Origin of the sequence: Shewanella oneidensis MR-1, from assembly GCF_000146165.2 — a bacterium.
Taxonomy (GTDB): Bacteria; Pseudomonadota; Gammaproteobacteria; order Enterobacterales; family Shewanellaceae; genus Shewanella; species Shewanella oneidensis.
The window spans coordinates 2,021,445-2,045,466 of sequence record NC_004347.2 but is presented as its reverse complement, the minus strand read 5'-3'; the positions used below and the strand labels follow the sequence as shown (position 1 = coordinate 2,045,466).

Genomic DNA, 24,022 nt, shown 5'->3' with positions numbered 1-24,022 from the left:
GGCTTTTTACTTTCTATTTAAATCAGGCACTTAATTAAAGCCAGTGTTTACGTTTAAAGAAGAAATAGGTTCCCGCGGCACTCGCGAGCATCATTAAAATCGCCATAGGATAACCATATTGCCATTGCAACTCAGGCATACCGTTAAAGTTCATCCCGTAACTACTCGCAATCAGTGTCGGCGGAAGAAAGACTACGGCCGCAACCGAGAAGATTTTGATGATCTTATTCTGCTGCAATCCACTGAAACCCATCGCAGCGTCCAGCAAGAAGTTTAACTTGTCGAAAATAAACTGGCTGTGAGGCATTAAAGACTCGATATCCGAGAGCATCTCACGTAAGTCTTTTAAATGCTCATCAGACAATTGACCGCGGTAGTACCGCTGCATATAGCGTAATGAACGCTGGGTATCGAGTAAACTTAAACGAATTTTCCCGTTCGAGTCCTCCTGCAGCGTAATCAGCTTGAACACATCATCGAGTTCTTCGCTGTCGAAAACCTGCTCGCCAACATTTTCAAGTACGGTATACACGTCCTCGATCAAGTCGGAGAGGTAATCCACTTTTAAGTTAAATAGTTCGAGAAATAATTCCTGGGGCGTAGAAACTTCTAGCCGCCCCAAACGCAAATAGTTACGTAAGAGGCGGATAAGTCCGACATCTTCTTCACGAATGGTCAGTAGGAAATTGGTACGTAGGTTAAAGGAAACGTTCACCCCACGCACATCTTGGCCCACTCGCTGTGGGAATAAAGAGTTGATATGCAAACCGTCGCTGTTTTGATAAAAACGCGCCGAAGCCTCAATCTCATTGATATCTTCTTCGTCAGGCACTTCTTCAACAGAAAAATGACTTAACCATTCTCGCTCTGCATCATCAGGTTTATAAAGATCCAACCATATGGTCGACGCCGGAATACTGTCTTGAATGTTAATCTCAGTCACCGTCAACTGACGGTTTTCATAGATGTAGGCAGTAATCATGTGTCCTCCTGAAAAAAACTTAAGCTAAAAGTCCACTTAAGTGCAGGCTAAAAAATTGTCGCTAGTTTAACGCATAACTTAGTAATGAAAAGGCGGGAGCGATAAATTCATAAAATAAATCTGTTTTAGTCTTCCAAGATCTCCAACCGCTCGGCATTTGAGAAGCGAATATGCACGCCCTCAACCGTGACCATCTTAGCTTCTGAGATATCGCCTTTACGGGCATGATAAATGCCAGAATGTTCACCCGATGGAGACACAATGGTCACTGTCACCACTTTGTGCTGATCGCGCCAGTACCATACACTGTAGCTTAACAAGCAAAGTCCCAGTAACAAAAATGCCCCACTCATTCCATAACGGCGCCATAAACTTAGCGACACAGGCGCATCTGACACTGTCACTTGAAGCGCGCCAGGCTTACGCTTAACGAGCAGCAATATCGCCATAATGATGACGGCTAAGGTGAGCAGTAGTTTTGTTAACAAGATAAACTCCAGAGGAACCAACTCGCAGCATTATAATCGACAAATCAATAGGAAACTGTCATTACGATCAAGCTTATGCAACTCTTGCTAATCGTATTGGACATTAACCTTGAATAGAAGATAACGCCACAAGATGACAAACAAAGGAATACTAAAATGCCTCAAACAGTTTTGCCATCCTTCGAATTTGAGTTAACGGCACACCATGGCGATTACGCTCGGCGCACAGCTTTTGATGAACAGAGTCTGATGGGTCGCCTACTAGCACGATACGCACTTGATAATCGAGAGCTTTGGCAGCAGCCTCATAGGCCATATATTCCCAGCGGCTAAGGTTGGTATTATCACAAATCACGATAGGCTGGGCATTGCTTAACGCTTGAATAAAAGCGGTTAAATTACGCTGATGGTATTCGGAAAGCTTTTTGGCATCGAAGCAATATTCCTCACCTTGATAGAAAAAACTATCGGTCGAGAAAATCCCACCTTGGCGGAGACGCAATGCATCCTCCAAAGTCAGGTTGGCAATAAACTGCTCAACCCAATGGGATTTTCCACTTCCGGGCAAGCCACGCATGATAATTGCGAGTTTTTGCGTCATCTGTTAGTCACTCATTCGGCCAAATCAGAGCCGATCACACGCCCCGCGAGAATCGTATCCACTAATTTAGGTACGAGTTCCCCAGCCCTTCCCGTTAAATGGTATTGAAATTGGCTATGCCTATCGGGCGATTGTAGGTTGACCTCAACGGTTTGCGCTCCATGGTGATTTGCCGTGTCGACAAAACCCGCAGCAGGATAAACCGTGCCCGAGGTACCAATGGCGATAAATAAATCACAGTTATCGAGCGCATCGTGAATTCTATCCATCCCTAAGGGCATTTCGCCAAACCACACCACATGGGGCCGCAGTCTTTGCGCGGGAATACAGCAAGTACAGCCGTTATTCACTCCAAAAGGTTCTCTTAATAAAAAGGTTTGGCGCGAGCGCGGACAGCGTCCTTTAGAGAGTTCGCCGTGCATATGCAGTAAACGACGAGATCCAGCACGCTCATGTAAATCATCAATATTTTGAGTTACAACCAATAACTGCCCAGAAAACTCAGCCTCTAACTTGGCTAATGCAAGATGTGCCGCATTAGGCATCACAGTACCACAGTGTAATTGCTCCCAGCGACTGTTATAGAAACGTTCGACGAGTTCAGCATCTTTTGCATAGCCTTCTGGTGTTGCCACATCTTCTATATGATGCTCTTCCCACAAACCATCTTGATCGCGAAAGGTACGTAATCCCGACTCAGCAGAAATACCCGCGCCAGTTAATACCACAATATGTTGGTACATACTGTTTCCTTTTATTGTCATTATTCTATTTATTGTCACGAATTTTTCGCATCGTGAACATTATTCCTTGGTATAACCTTACAAAAACTATGCTTGAATTGCCGCAATTTATTGCAATTTCACGCTCAGTAACACAATTTATCTGCATATAGCCCTATAAAGCCAGAACAAAGGTTTAAGTTTTTAATTTGACCCCCTATAATGGCAAGCACTATCCACGGATGAACCTATTGGTTCTGCAATCAAGAGATTAGCAATGACAGATGGAAATCAAGCGCTAAAAAAAGCCGGTTTGAAAATCACCCTGCCACGAGTCAAGATCCTAGAACTGATGCAAGGACCTGAAAACCAACATATAAGTGCAGAAGACTTATATAAGAAACTGCTCGATTTAGGTGAAGAAATTGGTCTAGCAACAGTCTACCGTGTGTTAAACCAGTTTGATGATGCCGGTATTGTATCTCGTCACCACTTTGAAAGTGGTAAGGCCGTATTCGAGTTATCGACTCAGCATCACCATGATCACTTAGTTTGCCTGTCTTGTGGTAAAGTGATTGAATTTTCTGATGAAGTAATTGAACGTCGTCAAGACGAGATTGCCAGTAAGTACAATATCAAGCTAACAAACCATAGCTTATATTTGTACGGTCATTGCACTAATGATAACTGCGAGCACAACGACGAATAAGCTTGCTCGGCCAATTCCAATAGCGCCTTAGCGGTAACTTAAATAATAAAAAAACCAGCCATCGGCTGGTTTTTTTATTTTACAACAAAGGGTTAGTCATAAAATCTTGGCGTAAACATTGATCTTATGTCCCATAAATTCACTGTGCTCGCGCCAGTACATGCCCACGCGTTTCGCCACCGTTTCTGAACCTAAATTCCCCTCTAAGATCAAAGCAATGGTTTGCTTAATCCCAAATTGGGGAAACACACTCAGCGCCGCCTCGGCAGCTTCAGTACCAATGCCCTTACCCCAATATTCTGGGAAATAACGATAGCCAATTTCGACTTCGTTAAACTCAGGAATAAATTTGGGTCCACAAAAGCCAATCACCCTATTATCGGCTTTATGCTCTACCGCCCAGCGACCAAATCCCCGTTGCTGATAATCCTGTAGGATCACATTATGGAACAGTTCTCGAGCTTGCTCGCGATCAGTAAAAGGCGCGGTTGGAATGTATTTCAACATCGCAGGGTTACTGTTCATCAAATAGAGGGCATCAACATCCTGCTCGTTAAACGGTCTCAAAAGTAAACGTTCGGTTTCTATAATCATCTTTGCATCCTTCCTTACCGCCCTCTACACAACAATCCCGCTTAAGGATTAACGGTGAAAGTCACCGCTGCGCTCTGGCTGATAAACAATTTCTTCAATACAGACTTTTACCATCGTTCCGCCAGGGCCTGGCCATTCAATTTGATCGCCTTGAGATAATCCCAATAAGGCACTGCCCACCGGCGCGAGGATCGAAATCGTGCCCTCACCAGTTGCATCCTTTGGATACACTAAACGTAAACAAAAGGTATCATTGCTGGATGACACTCTAAATTTCACTTCGGAATTCATCGTCACCACATTGGCTGGCATCTGCGCCGCAGGCACAATGTCAGCTCGGTCTAGCTCAGCCTCCAAAGCAGCTCTGCCTGGAAATGCATTTGCAGGCAGAGACTCTAGCAGGCGCTCGAGTCTTTCTAAATCGATTTCCGAAATAATGATCTTTGGTGCTTTCACAGTCTTTCCCTCATGTAAATAGATGTCCCTTAAGGTTAACCATCTGCTCATGGTTTATCCTCCCCCAATGGGATAAACCGATATAAATACGCTTGCAGCCTAGTGCTGCAATCGCGTGGTAATTAAGTGCAAGATTTATTGCTGAATAGCCGTGGGGCCATAAGCGCAAGGCTTAGGTTGTGGCTCTACCAATACAATCGAACGTTAACCGAATAACGATATCGAGTAGAGAAGCCCAATCTAACCCTTTGTAAATAAAAATGCTAGCCTCCTCGGTGTTAGGTTTGTCCCATTCTCACACTTAACTGGTGGGTACAGAAAAACCACGCGCAATAAAAAAGGCGCCTTAGGCGCCTTTTCGTGTTTTAACGGTTAGATTACCAACCGGTTTTAGCACGCAGCGCTTTGCCGATATCCGCTAACGAGCGGACAGTCGTCACGCCCGCGGCTTCTAGTGCCGCAAATTTGTCAGCCGCAGTACCTTTACCGCCGGCGATAATCGCACCAGCATGGCCCATGCGCTTACCCGCAGGAGCCGTTACGCCCGCGATATAAGATACAACTGGTTTAGTCACGTGAGCTTTGATGTAAGCTGCCGCTTCTTCTTCAGCTGTACCACCGATTTCACCGATCATCACGATAGCTTCAGTCTGTGGATCGTTTTGGAACATTTCCAATACGTCGATGAAGTTAGTGCCTGGGATTGGGTCACCACCGATACCTACGCAAGTAGATTGGCCGAAACCTTCGTCTGTAGTTTGCTTAACCGCTTCATAGGTCAGTGTTCCTGAACGAGAAACGATACCCACTTTACCTTTCAAGTGGATGTGGCCTGGCATAATACCGATCTTACATTCACCTGGAGTGATAACACCTGGGCAGTTAGGACCGATCATGCGAACGCCCGTTTCTTCAAGCTTCACTTTCACTTGCAGCATATCCAGTGTTGGGATGCCTTCAGTGATACAAACGATTAGCTCAATACCACCGTCGATTGCTTCGAGGATAGCATCTTTACAGAAAGGCGCTGGAACGTAAATAACAGAAGCCGTGGCGCCAGTCGCTGCAACCGCGTCTTTTACAGTGTTAAACACTGGCAGACCTAAGTGCTCGCTGCCGCCTTTGCCTGGAGATACACCACCGACCATTTGCGTACCGTAATCGATCGCTTGTTGAGAGTGGAAAGTACCTTGACCACCGGTAAAGCCTTGGCAAATTACCTTGGTATCTTTGTTAATTAATACAGACATTATTTGCCCTCCGCAGCTTTAACTACTAGCTCAGCCGCATCAGTCAGACTGTTAGCTGCAATGATATCAAGACCTGATTTAGCTAATACTTCACGGCCTAATTCAGCGTTAGTACCTTCTAAACGAACCACAACTGGAACCTTAACGCCCACTTCTTTAACAGCGCCAATGATACCTTCTGCGATCATGTCACAACGTACGATACCACCGAAGATGTTAACCAGAACGGCTTTCACATTGCTGTCAGACAAAATGATCTTGAATGCTTCTGCAACACGTTCTTTGGTCGCGCCACCACCTACGTCGAGGAAGTTAGCTGGCTTGCCGCCGTGCAGATTAACGATGTCCATCGTACCCATAGCAAGACCTGCACCGTTCACCATACAACCAACGTTACCATCCAGAGCCACATAGTTCAGTTCGAACATCGCAGCATGGGCTTCACGGGCGTCATCTTGAGATGGGTCGTGCATAGCTTTGATTTTTGGTTGACGGAACAGTGCGTTGCCATCGATACCAATTTTACCGTCTAAGCAGTGCAGGTTACCTTCAGTGGTGATAACCAGTGGGTTGATTTCTAAGAGCGCGAAATCGTGGTCAACGAACATCGTTGCCAGACCCATGAAGATCTTGGTGAATTGCTTCATTTGAGTTGGGTTTAAGCCCAGTTTGAAGCCAAGATCACGCGCTTGGAATGGTTGAGGACCTGTCAGCGGATCGATGATCGCTTTGTGAATGAGTTCTGGCGTTTCTTCGGCCACTTTCTCAATCTCAACACCGCCTTCTGTTGATGCCATGAACACCACACGACGGGTAGCACGGTCAACAACTGCACCTAAGTACAGTTCGTTCGCGATGTCGGTGCAGCTTTCTACTAAAATTTTAGCAACCGGCTGACCTTTCTCATCAGTTTGATAAGTCACCAGATTTTTGCCTAACCAGTATTCGGCAAAGGCTCTGATTTCTTCTTTATCGCCAGTGACTTTAACGCCACCCGCTTTACCGCGGCCGCCTGCGTGTACTTGACACTTAACAACCCATAAATTTCCGCCAATACGTCCTGCCGCTTCTACAGCTTCTTGGGCTGTATCACAGGCAAAACCTTCTGACACTGGTAAACCATATTCGGCAAATAAGGATTTTGCCTGATACTCATGCAAATTCATGATGATCTATCCATATACTTCTAATCAAATCCAACTGGCCCAAGGGGCCAGTCACGAGGGTATGTCTTACTTTTGTCTTTAACAAACTCTTTAAACTGAATCGTTTATCGAGTTGGATTACAGATCAAGCAGCAGACGAGTTGGGTCTTCTAAGAAGTCTTTAATGGCGACTAAGAAGCCAACTGACTCACGGCCATCAATAATACGATGGTCATATGAGAGAGCTAGGTACATCATGGGCAGGATTTCAACCTGACCATTGACTGCCATTGGACGATCTTTGATGGCATGCATGCCTAAAATCGCGCTTTGTGGCAGGTTTAGAATTGGAGTAGACATTAACGAGCCGAATACACCACCGTTAGTCACAGTGAAGTTACCGCCAGTCATATCCGCCACAGTCAGCTTACCATCACGGCCTTTGATCGCCAGATCGCGTACTGCTTTTTCGATATCAGCCAGACTCATAGTATCAGTGTCACGTAGCACTGGCGTTACCAGACCACGTGGCGTAGATACAGCGATGCTGACGTCAAAGTAGTTGTGGTAAACGATATCGTCACCGTCGATTGATGCGTTGACTTCAGGGAAGCGTTTCAAGGCTTCAGTTACTGCTTTCACATAGAAAGACATGAAACCTAAACGGATACCGTGGCGCTTTTCAAAGATATCTTGGTACTGCTTACGGATATCCATGATTGGCTTCATGTTCACTTCGTTGAAGGTCGTGAGCATTGCGGTAGAGTTTTTCGCTTCTAACAAACGGTTAGCGATAGTCTTACGTAAACGTGTCATTGGCACACGTTTCTCACTACGACCAGCAGCGAGTGGCTGTACCACTGGCGCTGCAGAAGCAGCCGCTTTAGGTGCAGACTTGATGAAGGCTTCAACGTCTTCTTTAGTGATACGACCGCCAACACCTGTGCCCTTTACTTTGCTGGCATCAACATTGTGCTCAGCCAGTAAACGACGCACTGAAGGACTTAACGCATCGTTAGATTCATCACTTGCCACTGCAGGAGCGGCAGCTTCTGCTTGCGCTTTAGTGACTTCTTGGCCCGAAACCGCGCCAGCGATGAACTTAGCAATCACTTGCTCGCCCAAAACGGTGTCACCTTCGTGGAATAGAAATTCACCAATATGACCATCTTCTGGTGCAACCACTTCTAGTACAACTTTGTCAGTTTCAATATCAACCAGATTTTGATCACGAGAAACTTGTTGTCCCACTTTTACATGCCAAGTGGCGATAGTCGCATCGGCAACAGATTCTGGCAGTACGGGTACCTTGATTTCGATACTCATGAAAAACGATCCTTTTTTATAAAATGTCTATGACTACAGTCTTATCAATTAGAGCTTTAAGGCACTGTTCACTAAAGATTCTTGTTGGTGAGCATGCAACTCAGGGTAACCACAAGCTGGTGCAGCAGACGCTTCACGGCCAGCGTAAGTGAGTTTTGCTCCCGCAGGGATAGCAGCCCAAAAGTGATGTTGGCTAGAGTACCAAGCACCTTGGTTTTGCGGCTCTTCCTGACACCAAACAAAATCCTTCACATGTTGGTAGTCAGCTAATGCTGCAACCATTTCTTCATGTGGGAACGGATATAACTGTTCGACACGGATAATTGCGATGTTATTGATGTTTTCTTTACGGCGTTTTTCGAGTAGTTCGAAGTACACCTTACCGCTACAGAACACCACGCGATCGACCTTGCTCGCTTCTAACGTATCGATTTCACCAATCACGTTTTGGAAGCTGCCATTGGCCAATTCGTCCATGCTAGAAACCGCTAATGGGTGACGTAGCAATGACTTAGGTGACATCACCACCAGTGGACGGCGCATTGGGCGCACCACTTGGCGACGCAGCATGTGGTAAACCTGTGCAGGCGTTGATGGTACACACACTTGCATATTGTGGTTAGCACAAAGCTGTAAGAAACGCTCTAAACGGGCGCTTGAGTGCTCTGGACCTTGACCTTCGTAGCCGTGAGGCAACAGCATGGTCAGACCGCATAAACGGCCCCACTTTTGCTCACCAGAAGATAAGAACTGGTCAATCACGACCTGTGCACAGTTAGCAAAGTCACCAAATTGCGCTTCCCAAATGGCTAAACCACTAGGCTCTGCCGTTGCGTAACCATATTCGAATGCCAATACTGAGGCTTCAGAGAGTACTGAGTCAGTAATGTCGATTGGACCTTGACCATCGCTAATATTACGCAGTGGTAAATACGTAGTCGCATCGTTTTGGTTATGCAGAACCGCATGACGGTGGAAGAAAGTCCCGCGGCCAGAGTCTTGACCAGTAATGCGAACACGTTGCTTATCTTCAAGAATCGTTGCGTAAGCTAAGGTTTCAGCAAAGCCCCAATCAAGTGGCTTCTCCCCTTTTGCCATTGCAACACGGTCACTATAAATCTTAGCAACACGGGATTGCAGAGAATGGCTTTCAGGCACGTAGCTCAGCTTATCGGCTAGTTTCTGCAAACGTTCGATAGGCAGTGAAGCGTCATAGGCTTCATCCCATTCGCGACCAATATAAGGAGTCCAATCTACGGTATGCAGTGTCATTGGACGCCATTCTTTCACTACGCAATCACCTTGGTCTAAAGCATCGCGGTAAGTGTTGATCATGCCGGTCACGTCATCGGCAGCAATGGTGTTTTCTGCGATCAGTTTGTCAGCGTAAATCTTACGTGGCGTTGGGTGTTTCTTGATCTTGGCATACATTAGTGGCTGAGTTGCGCTTGGCTCATCAGCTTCGTTATGGCCATGACGGCGATAACACACTAAGTCGATCACCACATCACGTTTAAACTCGTTACGGTAATCAACGGCAAGCTGCGCAACAAAGGCGACGGCTTCTGGATCGTCTGAATTTACGTGGAAAATCGGTGCCTGTACCATCTTCGCGATATCAGTACAGTATTCAGTTGAACGCACATCGTAATGATTTGAAGTGGTAAAGCCCACTTGGTTGTTCACAACGATACGGATACTACCACCCACTTTAAAGCCACGGGTTTGAGACATGTTGAATGTCTCTTGTACGATACCTTGACCAGTAATAGCAGAATCGCCGTGGATAGTGATAGGCATCACCTGTAAACCATCTTTGCAACCACGACGGTCTTGACGAGCACGTACAGACCCCATAACCACAGGATTAACGATTTCAAGGTGAGACGGGTTGAAAGCCAGCGCCAAATGCACATTGCCACCTGGTGTTTCAAAATCAGATGAGAAACCTTGGTGGTACTTAACGTCACCAGAACCGTGGGTATCAGCATGCTTACCCGCGAACTCGTCAAACAGCTCAGCAGGACGCTTACCTAATACGTTCACGAGGACGTTTAAACGACCACGGTGAGCCATACCGACCACGATTTCTTTAGTGCCAGCTTCGCCTGCGCGATAAATGATTTCTCTCATCATTGGCACTAACGCATCGCCACCTTCTAAAGAGAAGCGTTTTGCACCAGGGAATTTAGCGCCTAAATATTTTTCAATGCCTTCAGCAGCATTTAGGCCTTCGAGAATGCGGGTCTTAACGCTTTTATCGTAGTTGGCTTTACCTAAGGATGGTTCGAGACGTTGTTGGATCCAACGCTTTTCATCGGTGTCGGTAATATGCATGTATTCGGCGCCGATAGAACCACAATATGTGGCTTTAAGCGCTTTGACTAAATCCGCCAACTTCATGGTTTCGCCGCCGTGGGCGAACGAGCCAGTATTGAACTCACGCTCCATGTCTTCTTTGGTCAGACCGTGGAATGCGGGATCTAAATCGGCAACAGGTTCACGTTTCCACAATTCTAACGGGTCAAGGTTAGCACCTTGGTGACCACGGAAACGGTGGGCGTTGATCAGCTGTAGCACTTTAACTTGCTTAGCATCCAACTCAGGATCGGTCACACGAGCTGCGCTCTTATGACGCCCTTCCATCGCTAAACTGCGAAAATAATCACGTACTTTGGAGTGAGCCGCTTCAGGCGCGTCTTTAGAGGCACCGTTCACCGGAGGGAGATTATCAAAAACCGCACGCCAATCGTCAGAAACTGACTGAGGGTCTTCTTGATAGGCTTCATACATCTCTTCTACGTAGGTCGAATTTGCACCACTTAAGTGAGATGATTCGAGCCAGGCTTTCATGATGCCTTGGTGCATTTCTATTCCTTTCAAACTTTATACACGTGCTTAGCCATAGTTTTTATATGTAATCGCAGGTCATGACCTTTGATACATAATTTCTGCCGCCCTTAGAATATCCAGATTTCACGGCGCGTTGTCTTCCATTACATACACAAAAGAGCCACCTTCTATCTATACTCAGAAAGTGACTCTTTGAGAGCTATATTATTATTGGTTTCAGCTCAGATTCTTGCATTACACAGCTCGCTTAAGCAGCATTGACTTAATATGACCAATTGCTTTAGTCGGATTAAGTCCCTTTGGACATACGTCAACGCAGTTCATGATGCCATGGCAACGGAACACGCTGTAGGCGTCGTCCAGCTCAGAAAGACGTTCTTCTGTTGCTGTATCGCGGCTGTCGATCAAGAAACGGTAAGCGTGTAGCAGACCGCTAGGACCGATAAACTTATCAGGATTCCACCAGAATGATGGGCAAGCCGTTGAACAACAGGCACACATAATACATTCGTACAGACCATCTAAATGCGCACGTTGTTCAGGTGACTGTAAATGTTCACGAGCTGGCTGCTTATCATCATTGATAAGGAAGGGTTTGATCTTCTCGTATTGCTTATAGAACTGAGTTAAATCAACCACTAAGTCACGAACGACTGGCATACCTGGCAGTGGACGAATTTCCAATTTCTTACCTTTGAAGGTAGAGACTGGGGTAATACAAGCCAGACCATTTTTACCGTTCATGTTCAGACCATCGCTACCGCAAACACCTTCACGGCAAGAGCGACGGAACACTAAGGTTGGATCTTTTTCTTTTAACTTGATAAGTGCATCGAGCACCATCATGTCAGTGCCATCAGCGACTTCAAGGCTGTAATCCTGCATGTAAGGTTTTGTATCTACATCAGGATTGTAGCGATAAACTGCAAATTCCAATTTCATCTTTGCAACTCCTACTAGTAGGTACGTTTCTTCGGCGGGAAGGCTTCACGCAACTTAGGTGCCATATTCACAGCACGACGGTCCATGGTTTCTGTCACTGGGTCAAACAGACTGTGACATAACCAGTTTTCATCGTCACGCTCTAAATAATCTTCACGTGAGTGAGCACCGCGGCTCTCTGTACGGAAGTTAGCAGCATAAGCGGTAGCAATCGCCGTCGCCATCAGGTTGTCCAATTCTAAACACTCGATACGTTGGGTGTTAAACTCGCGAGAGTTATCAGACAACTTAGCATTTTCTAAACGCTTACGGATGGCTTTTAACTGCTCTAAACCTTCAGCCATTGCATCGCCACGACGGAATACTGAGAAGTTTAATTGCATGCAAAGTTGTAAATCCTTACGGATTTGCACTGGATCTTCACCATCTTTATTGCTTTCCCAGCGTTGTAAACGTGCCAGAGAAGCTTGGATGTCGGCATCAGTGGCATCCTTAGGATCCGCAGTCTCATCGAGCGCTTTACCTAAGTGTTGACCAGCGGCGCGGCCAAAGACCACTAGGTCGAGCAATGAGTTACCGCCTAAGCGGTTAGCACCGTGCACAGATACACAGGCAATCTCACCAACAGCAAACAGACCGACTACGTCTTGCTCAGTACCATCAGTATTCTTACGAATAACCTGACCACTCACCTTAGTCGGCAGACCACCCATCATATAGTGACAAGTTGGTAATACTGGGATTGGACCATCGGCCGGATCGATGTGAGCGAAGGTACGAGATAATTCACACACGCCTGGTAGACGGGCTTCTAAGGTCTCTTTACCTAAGTGATCGAGTTTCAGTAAGCAGTGTGGGCCTAATGGGCCATCTAAACCACGACCTTCACGGATTTCGGTCATCATAGAACGTGCAACCACGTCACGAGATGCCAAATCCTTCGCGTTTGGTGCATAACGCTCCATGAAACGCTCGCCGTCTTTGTTTAGTAGGTAACCACCTTCACCACGACAACCTTCAGTCACAAGTACACCAGCACCAGCGATACCGGTTGGGTGGAATTGCCACATTTCCATATCTTGCATCTGAACGCCAGCACGCATTGCCATACCGACACCGTCACCAGTATTAATGTGTGCGTTTGTGGTTGATGCGTAGATACGACCTGCACCGCCTGTTGCTAACACAGTGGCTTTGGCTTTGAAGTAAACAATTTCACCAGTCTCGATTTCAATCGCAGTACAGCCTACGATGGCACCGTCTTGGTTTTTGACTAAATCGAGGGCATACCACTCAGAAAACACTTGTGTTTTGTGTTTGACGTTCTGTTGGTATAAGCAGTGAAGCAGTGCGTGACCTGTACGGTCGGCCGCTGCTGCGGTACGTGCCGCTTGTTCACCACCAAAGTTTTTAGATTGACCACCGAAGGGACGTTGGTAAATCTTACCGTTATCGAAACGAGAGAATGGTAAACCCATGTGCTCAAGTTCAATAATGGCTTCTGGACCGGTTTGACACATAAATTCGATAGCGTCTTGGTCACCGATGAAGTCGGAACCTTTTACGGTATCGTACATGTGTTGTTCCCAATGGTCTTCATGGGCGTTACCCAGCGCAACTGTGATACCACCCTGCGCAGACACAGTATGAGAACGAGTTGGGAAAACTTTAGATAAAAGCGCACAGCTCTTACCTTCTTTAGAAATCTGTAGTGCTGCACGCATACCCGCACCACCGGCGCCGATCACTACAGCATCAAATTCGCGTACTGGAATACTCACTTAGACACCCCACACAATAACAATGCCGGCCGCTAAATAGCAGAAAACGGTAACGACAAAGGTGAACTGTAAAACACCGCGTAACGATGTGCACTTGACGTAATCCGTCAATACTTGCCATACACCAATCCAAGCGTGAACAAGCAGTGCAACCAGCGTAAGCAGTGTAAACACTTTCATAGGCAGAGCGCTGAAGAGGCCATGCCAAGCGTCATAGGTGAGAGGGGAACTACATGCAATAAAGCCAACCATGAAAATGGTGTAACAGGCGAGGATTACTGCACTAGCGCGTAGTAGAATAAAGTCATGAACACCACTGCGTCCAAAACTTGCTGCATTGGTTACCATACCCATAACCCCGCTAAAATTGAAAAGGCTACCGTTAACACAAATACAGCTTTCGCTGAGGCGGTGCCCGAAGCTAACTCTTCCCAACGACCCGTATCCATCACTAAGTGGCGCAGGCCACCGAATAAATGGAAGGTCAGTGCAGTCAAAATGCCCCACATGATGAACTTCACAACAAAGTTATCAAACAGAGATTGTACGCCTGCGAAACTTTCAGCGGAGGCTAAAGATGAATTTAGCAACCAAATAAGAATGCCAACAGCGAATAGCATGATGACACCGGACACACGGTGAAGAATTGACACAATCGCTGTTGCAGGAAAGCGAATGGTCTGCAGATCTAAATGGACAGGTCTTTGCTTTTTCACGTTCTGCTCACTCAGCTCCATTGAGCATTTTTTTTGTTATGTGAACCGCTTTTGTACAAACGTTAAACTGAGGGATTAATCACAGCAAAAGTAAACACAAAAGCAAAGTTTGAACAAACGGATAACTATTTGAACACTCACTCATTTAACATGTAAACAAAGGGTGTTTTTACATCATCGTTTGCAGCCATTATTTGGCGGAGGCAAGTATACTCGTGGGAAATGTCAAATACAAACATCACAGAATGCAAATTTTGTTTTTTTAAGAAAATTTTCGCGTAAGTGCCAGCTGCGACAAGGAAAGTAAAGTGTTTTATACCATGGTCTAACAAATTTAAACGCTTATTTAAATTGAAATGTGATCTAGAATGGCTGTAAAGTAATGGCGGTTTGACATGCCGCACTCACAGATAAGAACGAAGTAAGGAGAACGGGGTATGGCTGATTTAAAAGCCAAATTAGAATTACCAGGGAACGACTCGATAGAGTTGCCAGTAAAGCAAGGATCCGCTGGTTTTGACGTAATCGATATCAGTAAACTTGGCAGCAAAGGTTACTTCACTTTTGATCCGGGTTTTCTTGCGACAGCCTCCTGCGAATCTGCAATAACCTACATTGATGGTGATCAAGGTATATTGTTACACCGCGGCTATCCAATCGAGCAACTTGCCGTTGACTCCGATTACCTAGACCTGTGTTATCTGCTGCTTTACGGTGAACTGCCGACGAAAGAGCAATATGCTGAATTTGTACACACAGTAAAAACCCATACTATGGTGCATGAGCAAATCGCCTTCTTCTTTAGAGGCTTCCGTCGTGATGCTCATCCTATGGCGATGTTGTGTGGTGTTACTGGTGCATTGTCTGCATTTTATCAAGACTCACTCGATGTCAACGATCCTCGCCACCGCGAAATCGCCGCTTATCGCCTAGTCTCCAAAATGCCAACGATTGCCGCAATGTGCTACAAGTACTCTTCTGGCCAGCCATTCGTGTACCCACGCAATGACTTAAGCTATGCAGGCAACTTCTTGAGCATGATGTTTGCAGTTCCTTGTGAAGAGTACAAGGTAAACCCAATTGTTGAACGTGCAATGGATCGTATCTTCATACTGCATGCTGATCACGAACAAAACGCCTCAACCTCAACCGTGCGTTTAGCGGGTTCTTCAGGCGCGAATCCATTTGCGTGTATCGCTGCGGGTATTGCTTCTCTATGGGGCCCTGCACACGGCGGCGCAAACGAAGCTTGTCTACAAATGCTAGAAGAAATCGGTTCTGTTGACCGTATTCCTGAATTTATCGCCCGTGCGAAAGACAAGAACGACCCATTCCGCTTAATGGGCTTTGGCCACCGTGTTTACAAAAACTTTGACCCACGTGCCAAAGTCATGCGTGAAACCTGCCACGAAGTCCTAAAAGAGCTGAAAGTACAAGATCCGTTATTAGATGTTGCGATGGAACTTGAGCGTATCGCGCTTGAAGATGAGTACTTCATTTCGAAGAAACTCTATCCAAACGTCGATTTCTACTCTGGCATCATCATGAAAGCCATTGGTATTCCTACCAGCATGTTCACTGTCCTGTTTGCATTATCGCGTACAGTCGGTTGGATTGCTCACTGGAAAGAAATGTTGGATCAACCTGGTCACAAAATCAGCCGCCCACGTCAGCTTTATACTGGCGAGACGGCCCGTGATTTCGTCGACTTAGATAAACGCTAAACACTGCATTTATCGATTCAAAGCGCCCTAGGGCGCTTTTTTATTGGCTTTTTCTTTTGTTGCCGGCGATAACTACCTTACTTATTGGGTGTACTGTTATCCTTGATGAAAACTTATTTAGCATTTTTCATCACTTTTTAAACTTTTTAGCTACATTTAGCGTATTCCACATAGTGCGTAATCACCATTAATCTAAATTTAAGCTACAAAACAGTACGTTACAAAATGGCACGATTTATGCTGAAGCATTCATTAGTGAAATTCAAACAATAGGTAACACTCTTATGGAAAAGTCTAAAATTGTGAAGTTCGCCCTGCCCGTACTATTAGTGTCAATGTTGGCGGCTTGTGGTGAAGAGGAAGTGGCTAAAAAAGAAGAAAAATATGCCATTCCCGTTGAAACCACCACCGTCATTCAGGGAAATGTCTCATCTTTTTATAGCACCACAGCCACCCTTGAAGCACCACAGGAAGCCAACGTGGTGAGCCGCATTGCAGGCCTCATTGAAGTTATAAATGTGGAAGAAGGCGATCGTGTAAAAAAAGGACAAAGTCTGGCCATTATTGATGCTAAACGTCAGCAATATGATTTAGACCGTTCAGAAGCCGAGGTCAAAATTATCGAGCAAGAGTTAAACCGCTTAAAGAAAATGAACAATAAAGAGTTTATCAGTGCCGATTCTATGGCCAAGCTTGAATACAACTTACAAGCAGCCATTGCTAGACGGGATCTTGCCGAGTTGCAAGTGAAAGAAAGCCACGTGGTTTCACCAATTGATGGCATTATTGCCAAGCGTTATGTGAAAGCGGGAAATATGGCAAAAGAATTCGGCGATTTGTTCTACATCGTAAATCAAGATGAACTGCACGGCATTGTGCATTTGCCAGAGCAGCAATTAACCAGTTTGCGCTTAGGTCAAGAAGCTCAAGTCTTTAGCAATCAACAAAGTAAAAATGCAATTAACGCGAAAGTGTTACGTATCAGCCCAGTCGTTGATCCACAAAGTGGTACCTTTAAAGTCACTTTAGCTGTCCCCAATCAAGATGCACGCTTAAAAGCAGGCATGTTCACACGGGTCGAACTGAAATATGACACCCATGAAAATGTCATTACCGTGCCCTATAGCGCCCTCATTAATCAAGACAATAAGCAAGCACTATATGTGATTGCCGGTACTAATGCCAACCGCCGCGAAGTCGAAATTGGCTACCGCGAAGGTGACGCTGTCGAAATTGTGTCCGGTATCAAACCTGGCGAGGTCGTCGTCACCCGCGGTCAGCAAAATTTGAAAGACCAGTCCTTAGTTGAAGTCATTACTCCACTCGATTTGGCCTCAGCGAAAAACTGATAGGAGTCTTTCATGTCAATCATCAGCACCTCTGTTAAACGGCCAGTCACGGTATGGATGTTCATGCTGGCCATTATGTTATTTGGTATGGTGGGATTTTCACGCTTAGCGGTCAAACTCCTTCCCGATTTAAGCTATCCCACCCTGACGATCCGCACCATGTACGACGGCGCGGCCCCCGTTGAAGTTGAGCAACTTGTCTCTAAACCGATTGAAGAAGCCGTCGGCGTGGTTAAAGGTTTACGTAAAATCAGCTCGATTTCTCGCTCAGGCATGTCAGATGTGGTGCTCGAGTTTGAATGGGGCACCACCATGGATATGGCGAGCTTAGATGTACGTGAAAAGCTCGATACTATCGCCCTGCCGCTGGATGTGAAAAAGCCCCTGTTGCTGCGCTTTAACCCTAACCTTGATCCTATTATGCGCCTCGCGTTGTCGGTACCTAATGCCTCTGAAGCCGAGCTCAAGCAGATGCGTACCTACGCTGAAGAAGAGCTTAAACGCCGTTTAGAGGCACTCTCAGGCGTGGCTGCGGTGCGTTTATCCGGCGGTTTAGAGCAAGAAGTTCATATTCAGCTTAATCAAGAAAAACTGTCGCAACTCAATTTGAACGCGGATGACATTAAGCGTCGTATCAATGAGGAAAACATCAATCTCTCGGCAGGTAAAGTTATCCAGGGGGATCGCGAATATCTGGTACGTACCCTTAATCAGTTCAATTCCTTAGATGAACTAGGGCAAGTTATCGTCTATCGCGATGCACAAACCTTAGTGCGCCTGTTTGAAGTCGCCACCATTACCGATGCCTATAAAGAGCGCAGCGATATCACTCGCATTGGTAGTCAGGAATCGATTGAACTGGCTATCTATAAAGAAGGCGACGCTAACACTGTCGCGGTCGCCAAAAAATTGCGTGATGAGCTGGTGAAGATCAACAAAGATCCTCAGCAAAACAAACTGGAAGTGATTTACGATCAATCAGAATTTATTGAGAGTGCCGTCAGTGAAGTCACCTCTTCAGCGCTCATGGGCAGTGTGTTAGCCATGCTGGTGATTTATTTGTTCCTACGCAATATTATCCCGACACTGATTATCTCTATCTCAATCCCCTTCTCAGTGATTGCAACGTTTAACATGATGTACTTTGCCGATATCAGCTTAAACATCATGTCATTAGGCGGTATTGCACTGGCGATTGGTCTGTTGGTTGACAACGCGATTGTAGTACTCGAAAACATCGACCGCTGCCGCAGTGAAGGTATGAGTAAATTGGATGCCGCGGTTACGGGGACTAAGGAGGTTGCAGGCGCGATTTTCGCCTCGACGATGACAACGCTTGCGGTGTTTGTTCCCTTAGTATTTGTCGATGGGATTGCCGGTGCCCTCTTTTCAGATCAAGCTTTAACAGTGACCTTTGCTCTCTTGGCCTCCTTGCTGGTTGCGTTAACCTCGATTCCAATGCTGGCCTCACGGGAAGGATTTAAGATCTTGCCTGAGCTTATGAAGAAAACCCCCAAGGAGAAACCAACCACTAAACTTGGTAAATTAAAACACTATAGTGCGACCGTGTTTTCCTTCCCAATTGTTTTGTTATTTAATTACTTGCCGAGTGCCTTACTCACCTTTGTGTTAATTATTGGCCGCTTCTTCTCTTGGCTGCTTGGTTTGATAATGCGCCCTTTAAGCAGTGGCTTTAATTTTGTGTACCATAGTACTGAGTCCATCTATCACAAGCTCCTTGCAATAGCGCTACGTAAACAACTCGCTACCTTACTACTGACAACTGGGATCACAGGCGCTTGTATTAGCCTGCTTCCTCGTCTGGGTATGGAATTAATTCCACCGATGAACCAAGGGGAATTCTATGTTGAGATCTTGTTACCTCCTGGTACCGCCGTGGGTGAAACCGATAGGATACTGCAGCAGCTCGCGTTATCGATTAAAGACAGGCCCGAAGTCAAACATGCCTATAGCCAAGCCGGTAGCGGTGGTTTAATGACCTCAGATACCGCCCGCGGCGGTGAGAATTGGGGGCGTTTACAGGTCGAGCTTGTGGATCACAGCGCCTATCATCAAGTGACTCAAGTACTGCGAGATACCGCTCGACGCATTCCAGCACTTGAAGCCAAAATCGAGCAACCAGAACTCTTTAGCTTTAAAACGCCACTTGAAATTGAGCTAACAGGTTACGATTTAGCCTTACTAAAACGCAGTGCTGACAGCTTAGTTAACGCACTTTCAGCTTCTGATCGCTTTGCCGATATCAATACCAGTCTGCGTGATGGTCAGCCAGAGCTGAGCATCCGTTTCGACCATGCTCGTTTAGCGGCATTAGGTATGGATGCCCCCACGGTTGCAAATCGCATTGCACAACGCGTTGGTGGCACTGTCGCCAGTCAATACACGGTTCGTGATCGTAAGATTGATATCCTCGTTCGGAGTCAACTGGATGAGCGGGACCAAATCAGCGATATCGATACTTTAATCATTAACCCTGATAGCTCTCAGCCGATTGCTCTTAGCGCGGTGGCCGAAGTATCACTGCAATTAGGCCCATCGGCGATAAATCGTATCAGCCAACAAAGGGTTGCCTTAGTGTCGGCCAACCTTGCCTACGGCGATTTAAGTGATGCAGTGGCCGATGCGCAGCAAATTCTAGCGGCACAGGTGTTGCCAACATCAGTTCAAGCCCGCTTTGGTGGTCAGAATGAAGAAATGGAACATTCATTCCAATCACTTAAAATTGCGTTGATCCTTGCTGTGTTCTTAGTTTACTTAGTGATGGCAAGCCAATTTGAATCATTGCTGCATCCATTACTGATTTTAGTCGCCGTGCCAATGGCACTCGCGGGTAGCGTTCTTGGCCTATATATCACCCAAACCCATTTGAGTGTGGTGGTATTTATTGGCCTGATTATGCTCGCGGGGATAGTTGTCAATAACGCCATCGTGTTAGTGGATAGGATAAATCAGTTACGTTCAGAGGGCGTGGAAAAGCTTGAAGCCATTAGAGTTGCGGCCAAATCCCGTCTTCGCCCGATTATGATGACGACCCTCACCACAGTATTAGGTCTACTGCCCATGGCGTTAGGGCTAGGCGATGGTGCTGAAGTCCGAGCACCAATGGCGATCACAGTTATCTTTGGTCTAAGCCTATCGACGCTTTTGACCCTGATTGTGATCCCTGTGCTCTATGCCATGTTTGACCGTAAAAAGTTTGATCATACAAACATTGTTTCTACAGCAGAGCAAGACGCAACAACGCTAACTGTGGAGACTCGCCCATGAACCTCACTCGTTTAGCGATAAAACTCCCTGTCACCACCAGCATGTTTTTCTTTGCTATCTTGCTGTTTGGTCTGGCATCTAGCCGCCTGTTGCCACTAGAAATGTTCCCTGGTATCGATATTCCGCAGATTGTAGTGCAAGTGCCTTACAAAGGCTCTACACCCGCGGAGGTCGAACGCGATATTACTAAGGTACTCGAAGAGTCACTCGCCACCATGGGCGGTATTGATGAGCTCGAATCTGAGTCTTCTCAAGAAGGTGCAGAGATCGAAATCAATATGAAATGGGGCGAAAACGTTGCGACGAAAAGTTTAGAAGCGCGGGAAAAAATCGACGCGGTACGGCATTTATTACCAAGGGATGTTGAACGGGTATTTATCCGCCAATTTTCTACGGCCGATATGCCCGTTTTGACCATACGCATTTCGAGCGACCGCGAGCTTTCTGGGGCATTCGATTTGCTCGATAAACAGTTAAAACGGCCATTGGAGCGGGTCGAAGGCGTCTCTAAGGTGAGCCTCTATGGTGTAGAGCAAAAACAGATAGAGGTGCGGATCAATGCCAACCGTTTGGCTGCAAGTGGTTTTTCAGCAACGGAATTACAAGCTCGTCTCGCCCGCGAAAACTTTGTATTAAGTGCTGGAACCTTAAGGGAAAGCAACTTAGTTTATCAAGTTTCACCTAAGGGCGAGTTTAGAAATCTTGAAGATATAAAGGCATTAGTATTAGTTCCAGGCTTAACCTTAGGCGATGTGGCTGATGTGCAGTTTTCCCTGCCTGAGCGTAGCGAAGGACGTCATCTAGACCAACACTATGCTGTGGGTCTGGATGTGTTTAAGGAGTCTGGTGCAAACTTGGTGGAAGTGTCTGATCGTGTGCTTAAGGTGATTGAACAGGCCAAACAAGACCAACAATTTCAAGGTATTCGCTTGTTTATTATGGAAGATCAAGCATCCGGAGTGAAGTCTTCCCTAACGGATCTACTGCTTTCTGGATTAGTGGGCGCCCTGTTATCATTTATCATACTGTATCTATTTCTTAGAAATTTCAAAATGACCATGATTGTGGTGTCATCAGTACCGATTTCCATCGGTATGACATTGGCCGCCATGTATCTGCTCGGTTACAGCTTAAATATTCTGTCGATGATGGGCTTACTGCTGGCTGTGGGTATGCTCATCGATAACGCGGTAGTGGTCACCGAAAGTGTACTACAAGAAAAACAAGGTAACTCTGTCAATTCGAATCCCCAAGACAATGAAAACGCTGTAATGACAGGAGTCGATAAGGTGAGTCTTGCAGTGCTTGCGGGCACCTTGACCACGGCGATTGTGTTTTTACCCAATATTTTTGGCGTCAAAGTCCAACTCACCATTTTCCTTGAGCATGTGGCGATTGCGATTTGTATTTCGCTGGCTGCATCACTGTTGGTCGCTAAAACATTAATTCCATTAATGTTAACCAAGTTCCACTTCGATATTGAGCCAGATAATACCACCGGTAAATTGCAAAATTTCTACAATCGTAGTCTCAATTGGGTACTTATCAGACCTTGGCGTTCAGGGCTGATTTCAATAGCGATCCTTGCTTCAACTGCCCTGCCGATATCGATGGTGAAACAGGATCAGGAAGATAGCCAAAGTAAGGAGCGGATTTACATCAACTATCAAGTTGAAGGTCGCCATAATCTCAATGTGACAGAAGCAATGGTAAATCAAATGGAAGATTATCTTTATAAGAATAAAGAGCAATTCCATATTGATACTGTGTATAGCTACTATGCCCCTGACGATGCTTCATCGGTGATCTTGCTGAAAAAAGACCTGCCCATGCCGCTTGATGAACTGAAGCAAAAGATTCGCAGTGGCTTTCCTAAGTACTCCATCGCCAAACCCCAATTCGGCTGGGGTGACGATAACTCGGGCGTACGCGTCACGCTCACTGGACGCTCAACCTCCGAACTTATACATTTGAGTGAACAAGTATTACCACTACTAAAGAATATCAAAGGGTTAGTGGATGTACGATCTGAAGTCAATGGCGCTCAGCAGGAAGTGGTGATCCGCATTAATAGGCAAATGGCGGCAAGGTTGGATTTAAAACTGAACGAAGTGGCTTCCAGCATTTCAATGGCACTAAGAGGAACACCACTGCGCTCATTTAGGCACGACCCGAGCGGGGAACTGCGTATCGAAATGGCCTATGAGAAGGAATGGCAAAAATCCCTCGATAAGCTTAAGCAATTGCCGGTAGTGCGAATCGATCAGCGCCTTTATACGCTTGATAATCTTGCTAGTATCGAAATCCAACCCAGATTCGATACCATTAAGCACTATAATCGTCAGACCTCGCTCTCTATCGGAGCAAACCTAGATAATCTCACCACGGAAGAAGCGCAAACGAAAATAAAGCAAGTCATGGAAAATGTTAGCTTTCCTGATGGTTACAACTATTCACTTCGGGGCGGTTTTGAGCGACAAGAAGAAGATCAGAGCATCATGGTCATCAATATGCTGCTTGCCATTGCCATGATTTATATTGTAATGGCGGCATTATTCGAGTCCTTGTTATTACCCACAGCGATTATTACCTCAATCCTGTTCTCTATTACAGGTGTCTTTTGGGCGTTACTGCTCACAGGCACGCCTATGTCAGTCATGGCGATGATCGGTATCCTGATTTTAATGGGGGTTGTGGTGAATAACGGTATCGTCTTGGTCGATCAAATCAACCAAATGACGCCCGAACTCGATAAGCTTTCGGACACCATTCGCGAAGTGTGTATTACCCGTTTGCGTCCGGTGTTAATGACGGTTGGAACCACGGTTCTGGGCCTTGTACCATTGGCCATGGACGATACCCAAATTGGTGGCGGCGGCCCGCCCTACTATCCGATGGCGATAGCGATTATCGGCGGTTTGTCTTTCTCAACCTTGACGAGCCTATATTTGGTGCCGTTATGTTATCAGCTGCTTTATAGAATGCGTTACCGCGCCGTGTTACAACTGGGTGAATCGCATCGCTTCGCCCAAAAACTGTTACCCTGGACGGCCAGATAACGATATGAAAGGTTAGCTTGACACCGAAGATGAAAAG

General features: G+C 46.1%; 19 protein-coding genes. 5 read left to right on the top strand and 14 right to left on the bottom strand.

Annotation, left to right across the window (positions count from 1 at the left end; all coding sequences use genetic code 11):
* Positions 1 to 34: 34 nt before the first annotated feature.
* The 4 genes from corA to cobB all read right to left on the bottom strand — a co-directional run bounded on the left by corA (position 35) and on the right by cobB (position 2,814).
* Positions 35 to 982: a magnesium/cobalt transporter CorA gene (corA, locus tag SO_RS08965; protein ID WP_011072039.1), complete on the bottom strand. Its 948-nt coding sequence runs from the start codon at positions 980 to 982 to the stop codon at positions 35 to 37.
* Positions 983 to 1,107: 125 nt separating this feature from the next.
* Complete coding sequence (locus tag SO_RS08960; RefSeq protein WP_011072038.1) at positions 1,108 to 1,470, bottom strand: hypothetical protein; 363 nt, start codon at positions 1,468 to 1,470, stop codon at positions 1,108 to 1,110.
* A gap of 151 nt (positions 1,471 to 1,621) precedes the next feature.
* Complete coding sequence (locus SO_RS08955; RefSeq protein WP_011072037.1) at positions 1,622 to 2,071, bottom strand: ATP-binding protein; 450 nt, start codon at positions 2,069 to 2,071, stop codon at positions 1,622 to 1,624.
* 11 nt (positions 2,072 to 2,082) lie between these two features.
* Positions 2,083 to 2,814 carry a Sir2 family NAD+-dependent deacetylase gene (cobB, locus tag SO_RS08950; protein ID WP_011072036.1) on the bottom strand — a complete coding sequence of 244 codons (732 nt, stop codon included), beginning with the start codon at positions 2,812 to 2,814 and terminating at the stop codon, positions 2,083 to 2,085.
* Positions 2,815 to 3,070: 256 nt separating this feature from the next.
* Here cobB and fur point away from each other — a divergent pair, with 256 nt between their 5' ends.
* A complete protein-coding gene (gene fur / locus SO_RS08945) occupies positions 3,071 to 3,502 on the top strand; it encodes a ferric iron uptake transcriptional regulator (protein ID WP_011072035.1) in 432 nt (143 codons plus the stop codon).
* Positions 3,503 to 3,598: 96 nt separating this feature from the next.
* Here fur and SO_RS08940 read toward each other — a convergent pair whose 3' ends face one another.
* The 10 genes from SO_RS08940 to sdhC all read right to left on the bottom strand — a co-directional run bounded on the left by SO_RS08940 (position 3,599) and on the right by sdhC (position 14,586).
* Positions 3,599 to 4,096: a GNAT family N-acetyltransferase gene (locus SO_RS08940; protein ID WP_011072034.1), complete on the bottom strand. Its 498-nt coding sequence runs from the start codon at positions 4,094 to 4,096 to the stop codon at positions 3,599 to 3,601.
* Positions 4,097 to 4,144: 48 nt separating this feature from the next.
* Positions 4,145 to 4,552, bottom strand: a complete 408-nt coding sequence (rnk, locus tag SO_RS08935; protein ID WP_011072033.1) for a nucleoside diphosphate kinase regulator — start codon at positions 4,550 to 4,552, stop codon at positions 4,145 to 4,147.
* Between the two features lie 377 nt (positions 4,553 to 4,929).
* Positions 4,930 to 5,802: a succinate--CoA ligase subunit alpha gene (gene sucD, locus SO_RS08930; protein ID WP_007647520.1), complete on the bottom strand. Its 873-nt coding sequence runs from the start codon at positions 5,800 to 5,802 to the stop codon at positions 4,930 to 4,932.
* Positions 5,802 to 6,968, bottom strand: coding sequence for an ADP-forming succinate--CoA ligase subunit beta (gene sucC / locus SO_RS08925; RefSeq protein WP_011072032.1), 1,167 nt, complete (start codon positions 6,966 to 6,968; stop codon positions 5,802 to 5,804). The genes sucD and sucC overlap by 1 nt, the downstream gene beginning before the upstream one ends.
* Positions 6,969 to 7,085: 117 nt before the next feature.
* Entirely contained in the window at positions 7,086 to 8,273 is a 1,188-nt protein-coding gene (gene odhB, locus SO_RS08920; RefSeq protein ID WP_011072031.1) for a 2-oxoglutarate dehydrogenase complex dihydrolipoyllysine-residue succinyltransferase, read from the bottom strand.
* Between the two features lie 48 nt (positions 8,274 to 8,321).
* Entirely contained in the window at positions 8,322 to 11,141 is a 2,820-nt protein-coding gene (gene sucA, locus SO_RS08915) for a 2-oxoglutarate dehydrogenase E1 component (RefSeq protein ID WP_011072030.1), read from the bottom strand.
* 219 nt (positions 11,142 to 11,360) lie between these two features.
* Positions 11,361 to 12,068 carry a succinate dehydrogenase iron-sulfur subunit gene (locus tag SO_RS08910; protein ID WP_011072029.1) on the bottom strand — a complete coding sequence of 236 codons (708 nt, stop codon included), beginning with the start codon at positions 12,066 to 12,068 and terminating at the stop codon, positions 11,361 to 11,363.
* Positions 12,069 to 12,082: 14 nt separating this feature from the next.
* Complete coding sequence (gene sdhA / locus SO_RS08905; protein WP_011072028.1) at positions 12,083 to 13,849, bottom strand: succinate dehydrogenase flavoprotein subunit; 1,767 nt, start codon at positions 13,847 to 13,849, stop codon at positions 12,083 to 12,085.
* Positions 13,850 to 14,197 carry a succinate dehydrogenase, hydrophobic membrane anchor protein gene (gene sdhD, locus SO_RS08900; protein ID WP_011072027.1) on the bottom strand — a complete coding sequence of 116 codons (348 nt, stop codon included), beginning with the start codon at positions 14,195 to 14,197 and terminating at the stop codon, positions 13,850 to 13,852.
* The gene (gene sdhC / locus SO_RS08895; RefSeq protein ID WP_011072026.1) at positions 14,191 to 14,586 is read right to left on the bottom strand and encodes a succinate dehydrogenase cytochrome b556 subunit; all 396 of its coding nucleotides are present in this window, start codon (positions 14,584 to 14,586) and stop codon (positions 14,191 to 14,193) included. The genes sdhD and sdhC overlap by 7 nt, the downstream gene beginning before the upstream one ends.
* A 416-nt stretch (positions 14,587 to 15,002) precedes the next feature.
* Between sdhC and SO_RS08890 the strand changes: the two genes are divergently transcribed.
* From SO_RS08890 to SO_RS08875, 4 genes are all read left to right on the top strand, one after another.
* Positions 15,003 to 16,289 carry a citrate synthase gene (locus SO_RS08890; RefSeq protein ID WP_011072025.1) on the top strand — a complete coding sequence of 429 codons (1,287 nt, stop codon included), beginning with the start codon at positions 15,003 to 15,005 and terminating at the stop codon, positions 16,287 to 16,289.
* Positions 16,290 to 16,573: 284 nt separating this feature from the next.
* A complete protein-coding gene (locus tag SO_RS08885) occupies positions 16,574 to 17,638 on the top strand; it encodes an efflux RND transporter periplasmic adaptor subunit (RefSeq protein WP_011072024.1) in 1,065 nt (354 codons plus the stop codon).
* A 12-nt stretch (positions 17,639 to 17,650) separates the two neighbouring features.
* Positions 17,651 to 20,926 (top strand): efflux RND transporter permease subunit, encoded by a 3,276-nt coding sequence (locus SO_RS08880; protein ID WP_011072023.1) that lies wholly within the window; start codon positions 17,651 to 17,653, stop codon positions 20,924 to 20,926.
* Positions 20,923 to 23,985 carry an efflux RND transporter permease subunit gene (locus SO_RS08875; protein WP_011072022.1) on the top strand — a complete coding sequence of 1,021 codons (3,063 nt, stop codon included), beginning with the start codon at positions 20,923 to 20,925 and terminating at the stop codon, positions 23,983 to 23,985. Before SO_RS08880 ends, SO_RS08875 begins: the two co-directional genes overlap by 4 nt.
* The last annotated feature ends 37 nt before the right edge of the window (positions 23,986 to 24,022 follow it).

Excerpts from the sequence above, each read along its gene's own strand:
- SO_RS08955 (WP_011072037.1), bottom strand. The coding sequence starts at position 2,071 with ATGACGCAAAAACTCGCAATTATCATGCGTGGCTTGCCCGGAAGTGGA.
- sucA (WP_011072030.1), bottom strand. The coding sequence starts at position 11,141 with ATGCACCAAGGCATCATGAAAGCCTGGCTCGAATCATCTCACTTAAGT.
- SO_RS08875 (WP_011072022.1), top strand. The coding sequence starts at position 20,923 with ATGAACCTCACTCGTTTAGCGATAAAACTCCCTGTCACCACCAGCATG.
- sdhD (WP_011072027.1), bottom strand. The coding sequence starts at position 14,197 with ATGGTAACCAATGCAGCAAGTTTTGGACGCAGTGGTGTTCATGACTTT.
- SO_RS08885 (WP_011072024.1), top strand. The coding sequence starts at position 16,574 with ATGGAAAAGTCTAAAATTGTGAAGTTCGCCCTGCCCGTACTATTAGTG.
- sucD (WP_007647520.1), bottom strand. The coding sequence starts at position 5,802 with ATGTCTGTATTAATTAACAAAGATACCAAGGTAATTTGCCAAGGCTTT.
- corA (WP_011072039.1), bottom strand. The coding sequence starts at position 982 with ATGATTACTGCCTACATCTATGAAAACCGTCAGTTGACGGTGACTGAG.
- cobB (WP_011072036.1), bottom strand. The coding sequence starts at position 2,814 with ATGTACCAACATATTGTGGTATTAACTGGCGCGGGTATTTCTGCTGAG.
- SO_RS08890 (WP_011072025.1), top strand. The coding sequence starts at position 15,003 with ATGGCTGATTTAAAAGCCAAATTAGAATTACCAGGGAACGACTCGATA.
- sucC (WP_011072032.1), bottom strand. The coding sequence starts at position 6,968 with ATGAATTTGCATGAGTATCAGGCAAAATCCTTATTTGCCGAATATGGT.
- SO_RS08880 (WP_011072023.1), top strand. The coding sequence starts at position 17,651 with ATGTCAATCATCAGCACCTCTGTTAAACGGCCAGTCACGGTATGGATG.
- SO_RS08910 (WP_011072029.1), bottom strand. The coding sequence starts at position 12,068 with ATGAAATTGGAATTTGCAGTTTATCGCTACAATCCTGATGTAGATACA.
- SO_RS08940 (WP_011072034.1), bottom strand. The coding sequence starts at position 4,096 with ATGATTATAGAAACCGAACGTTTACTTTTGAGACCGTTTAACGAGCAG.
- odhB (WP_011072031.1), bottom strand. The coding sequence starts at position 8,273 with ATGAGTATCGAAATCAAGGTACCCGTACTGCCAGAATCTGTTGCCGAT.
- fur (WP_011072035.1), top strand. The coding sequence starts at position 3,071 with ATGACAGATGGAAATCAAGCGCTAAAAAAAGCCGGTTTGAAAATCACC.
- sdhC (WP_011072026.1), bottom strand. The coding sequence starts at position 14,586 with ATGGAGCTGAGTGAGCAGAACGTGAAAAAGCAAAGACCTGTCCATTTA.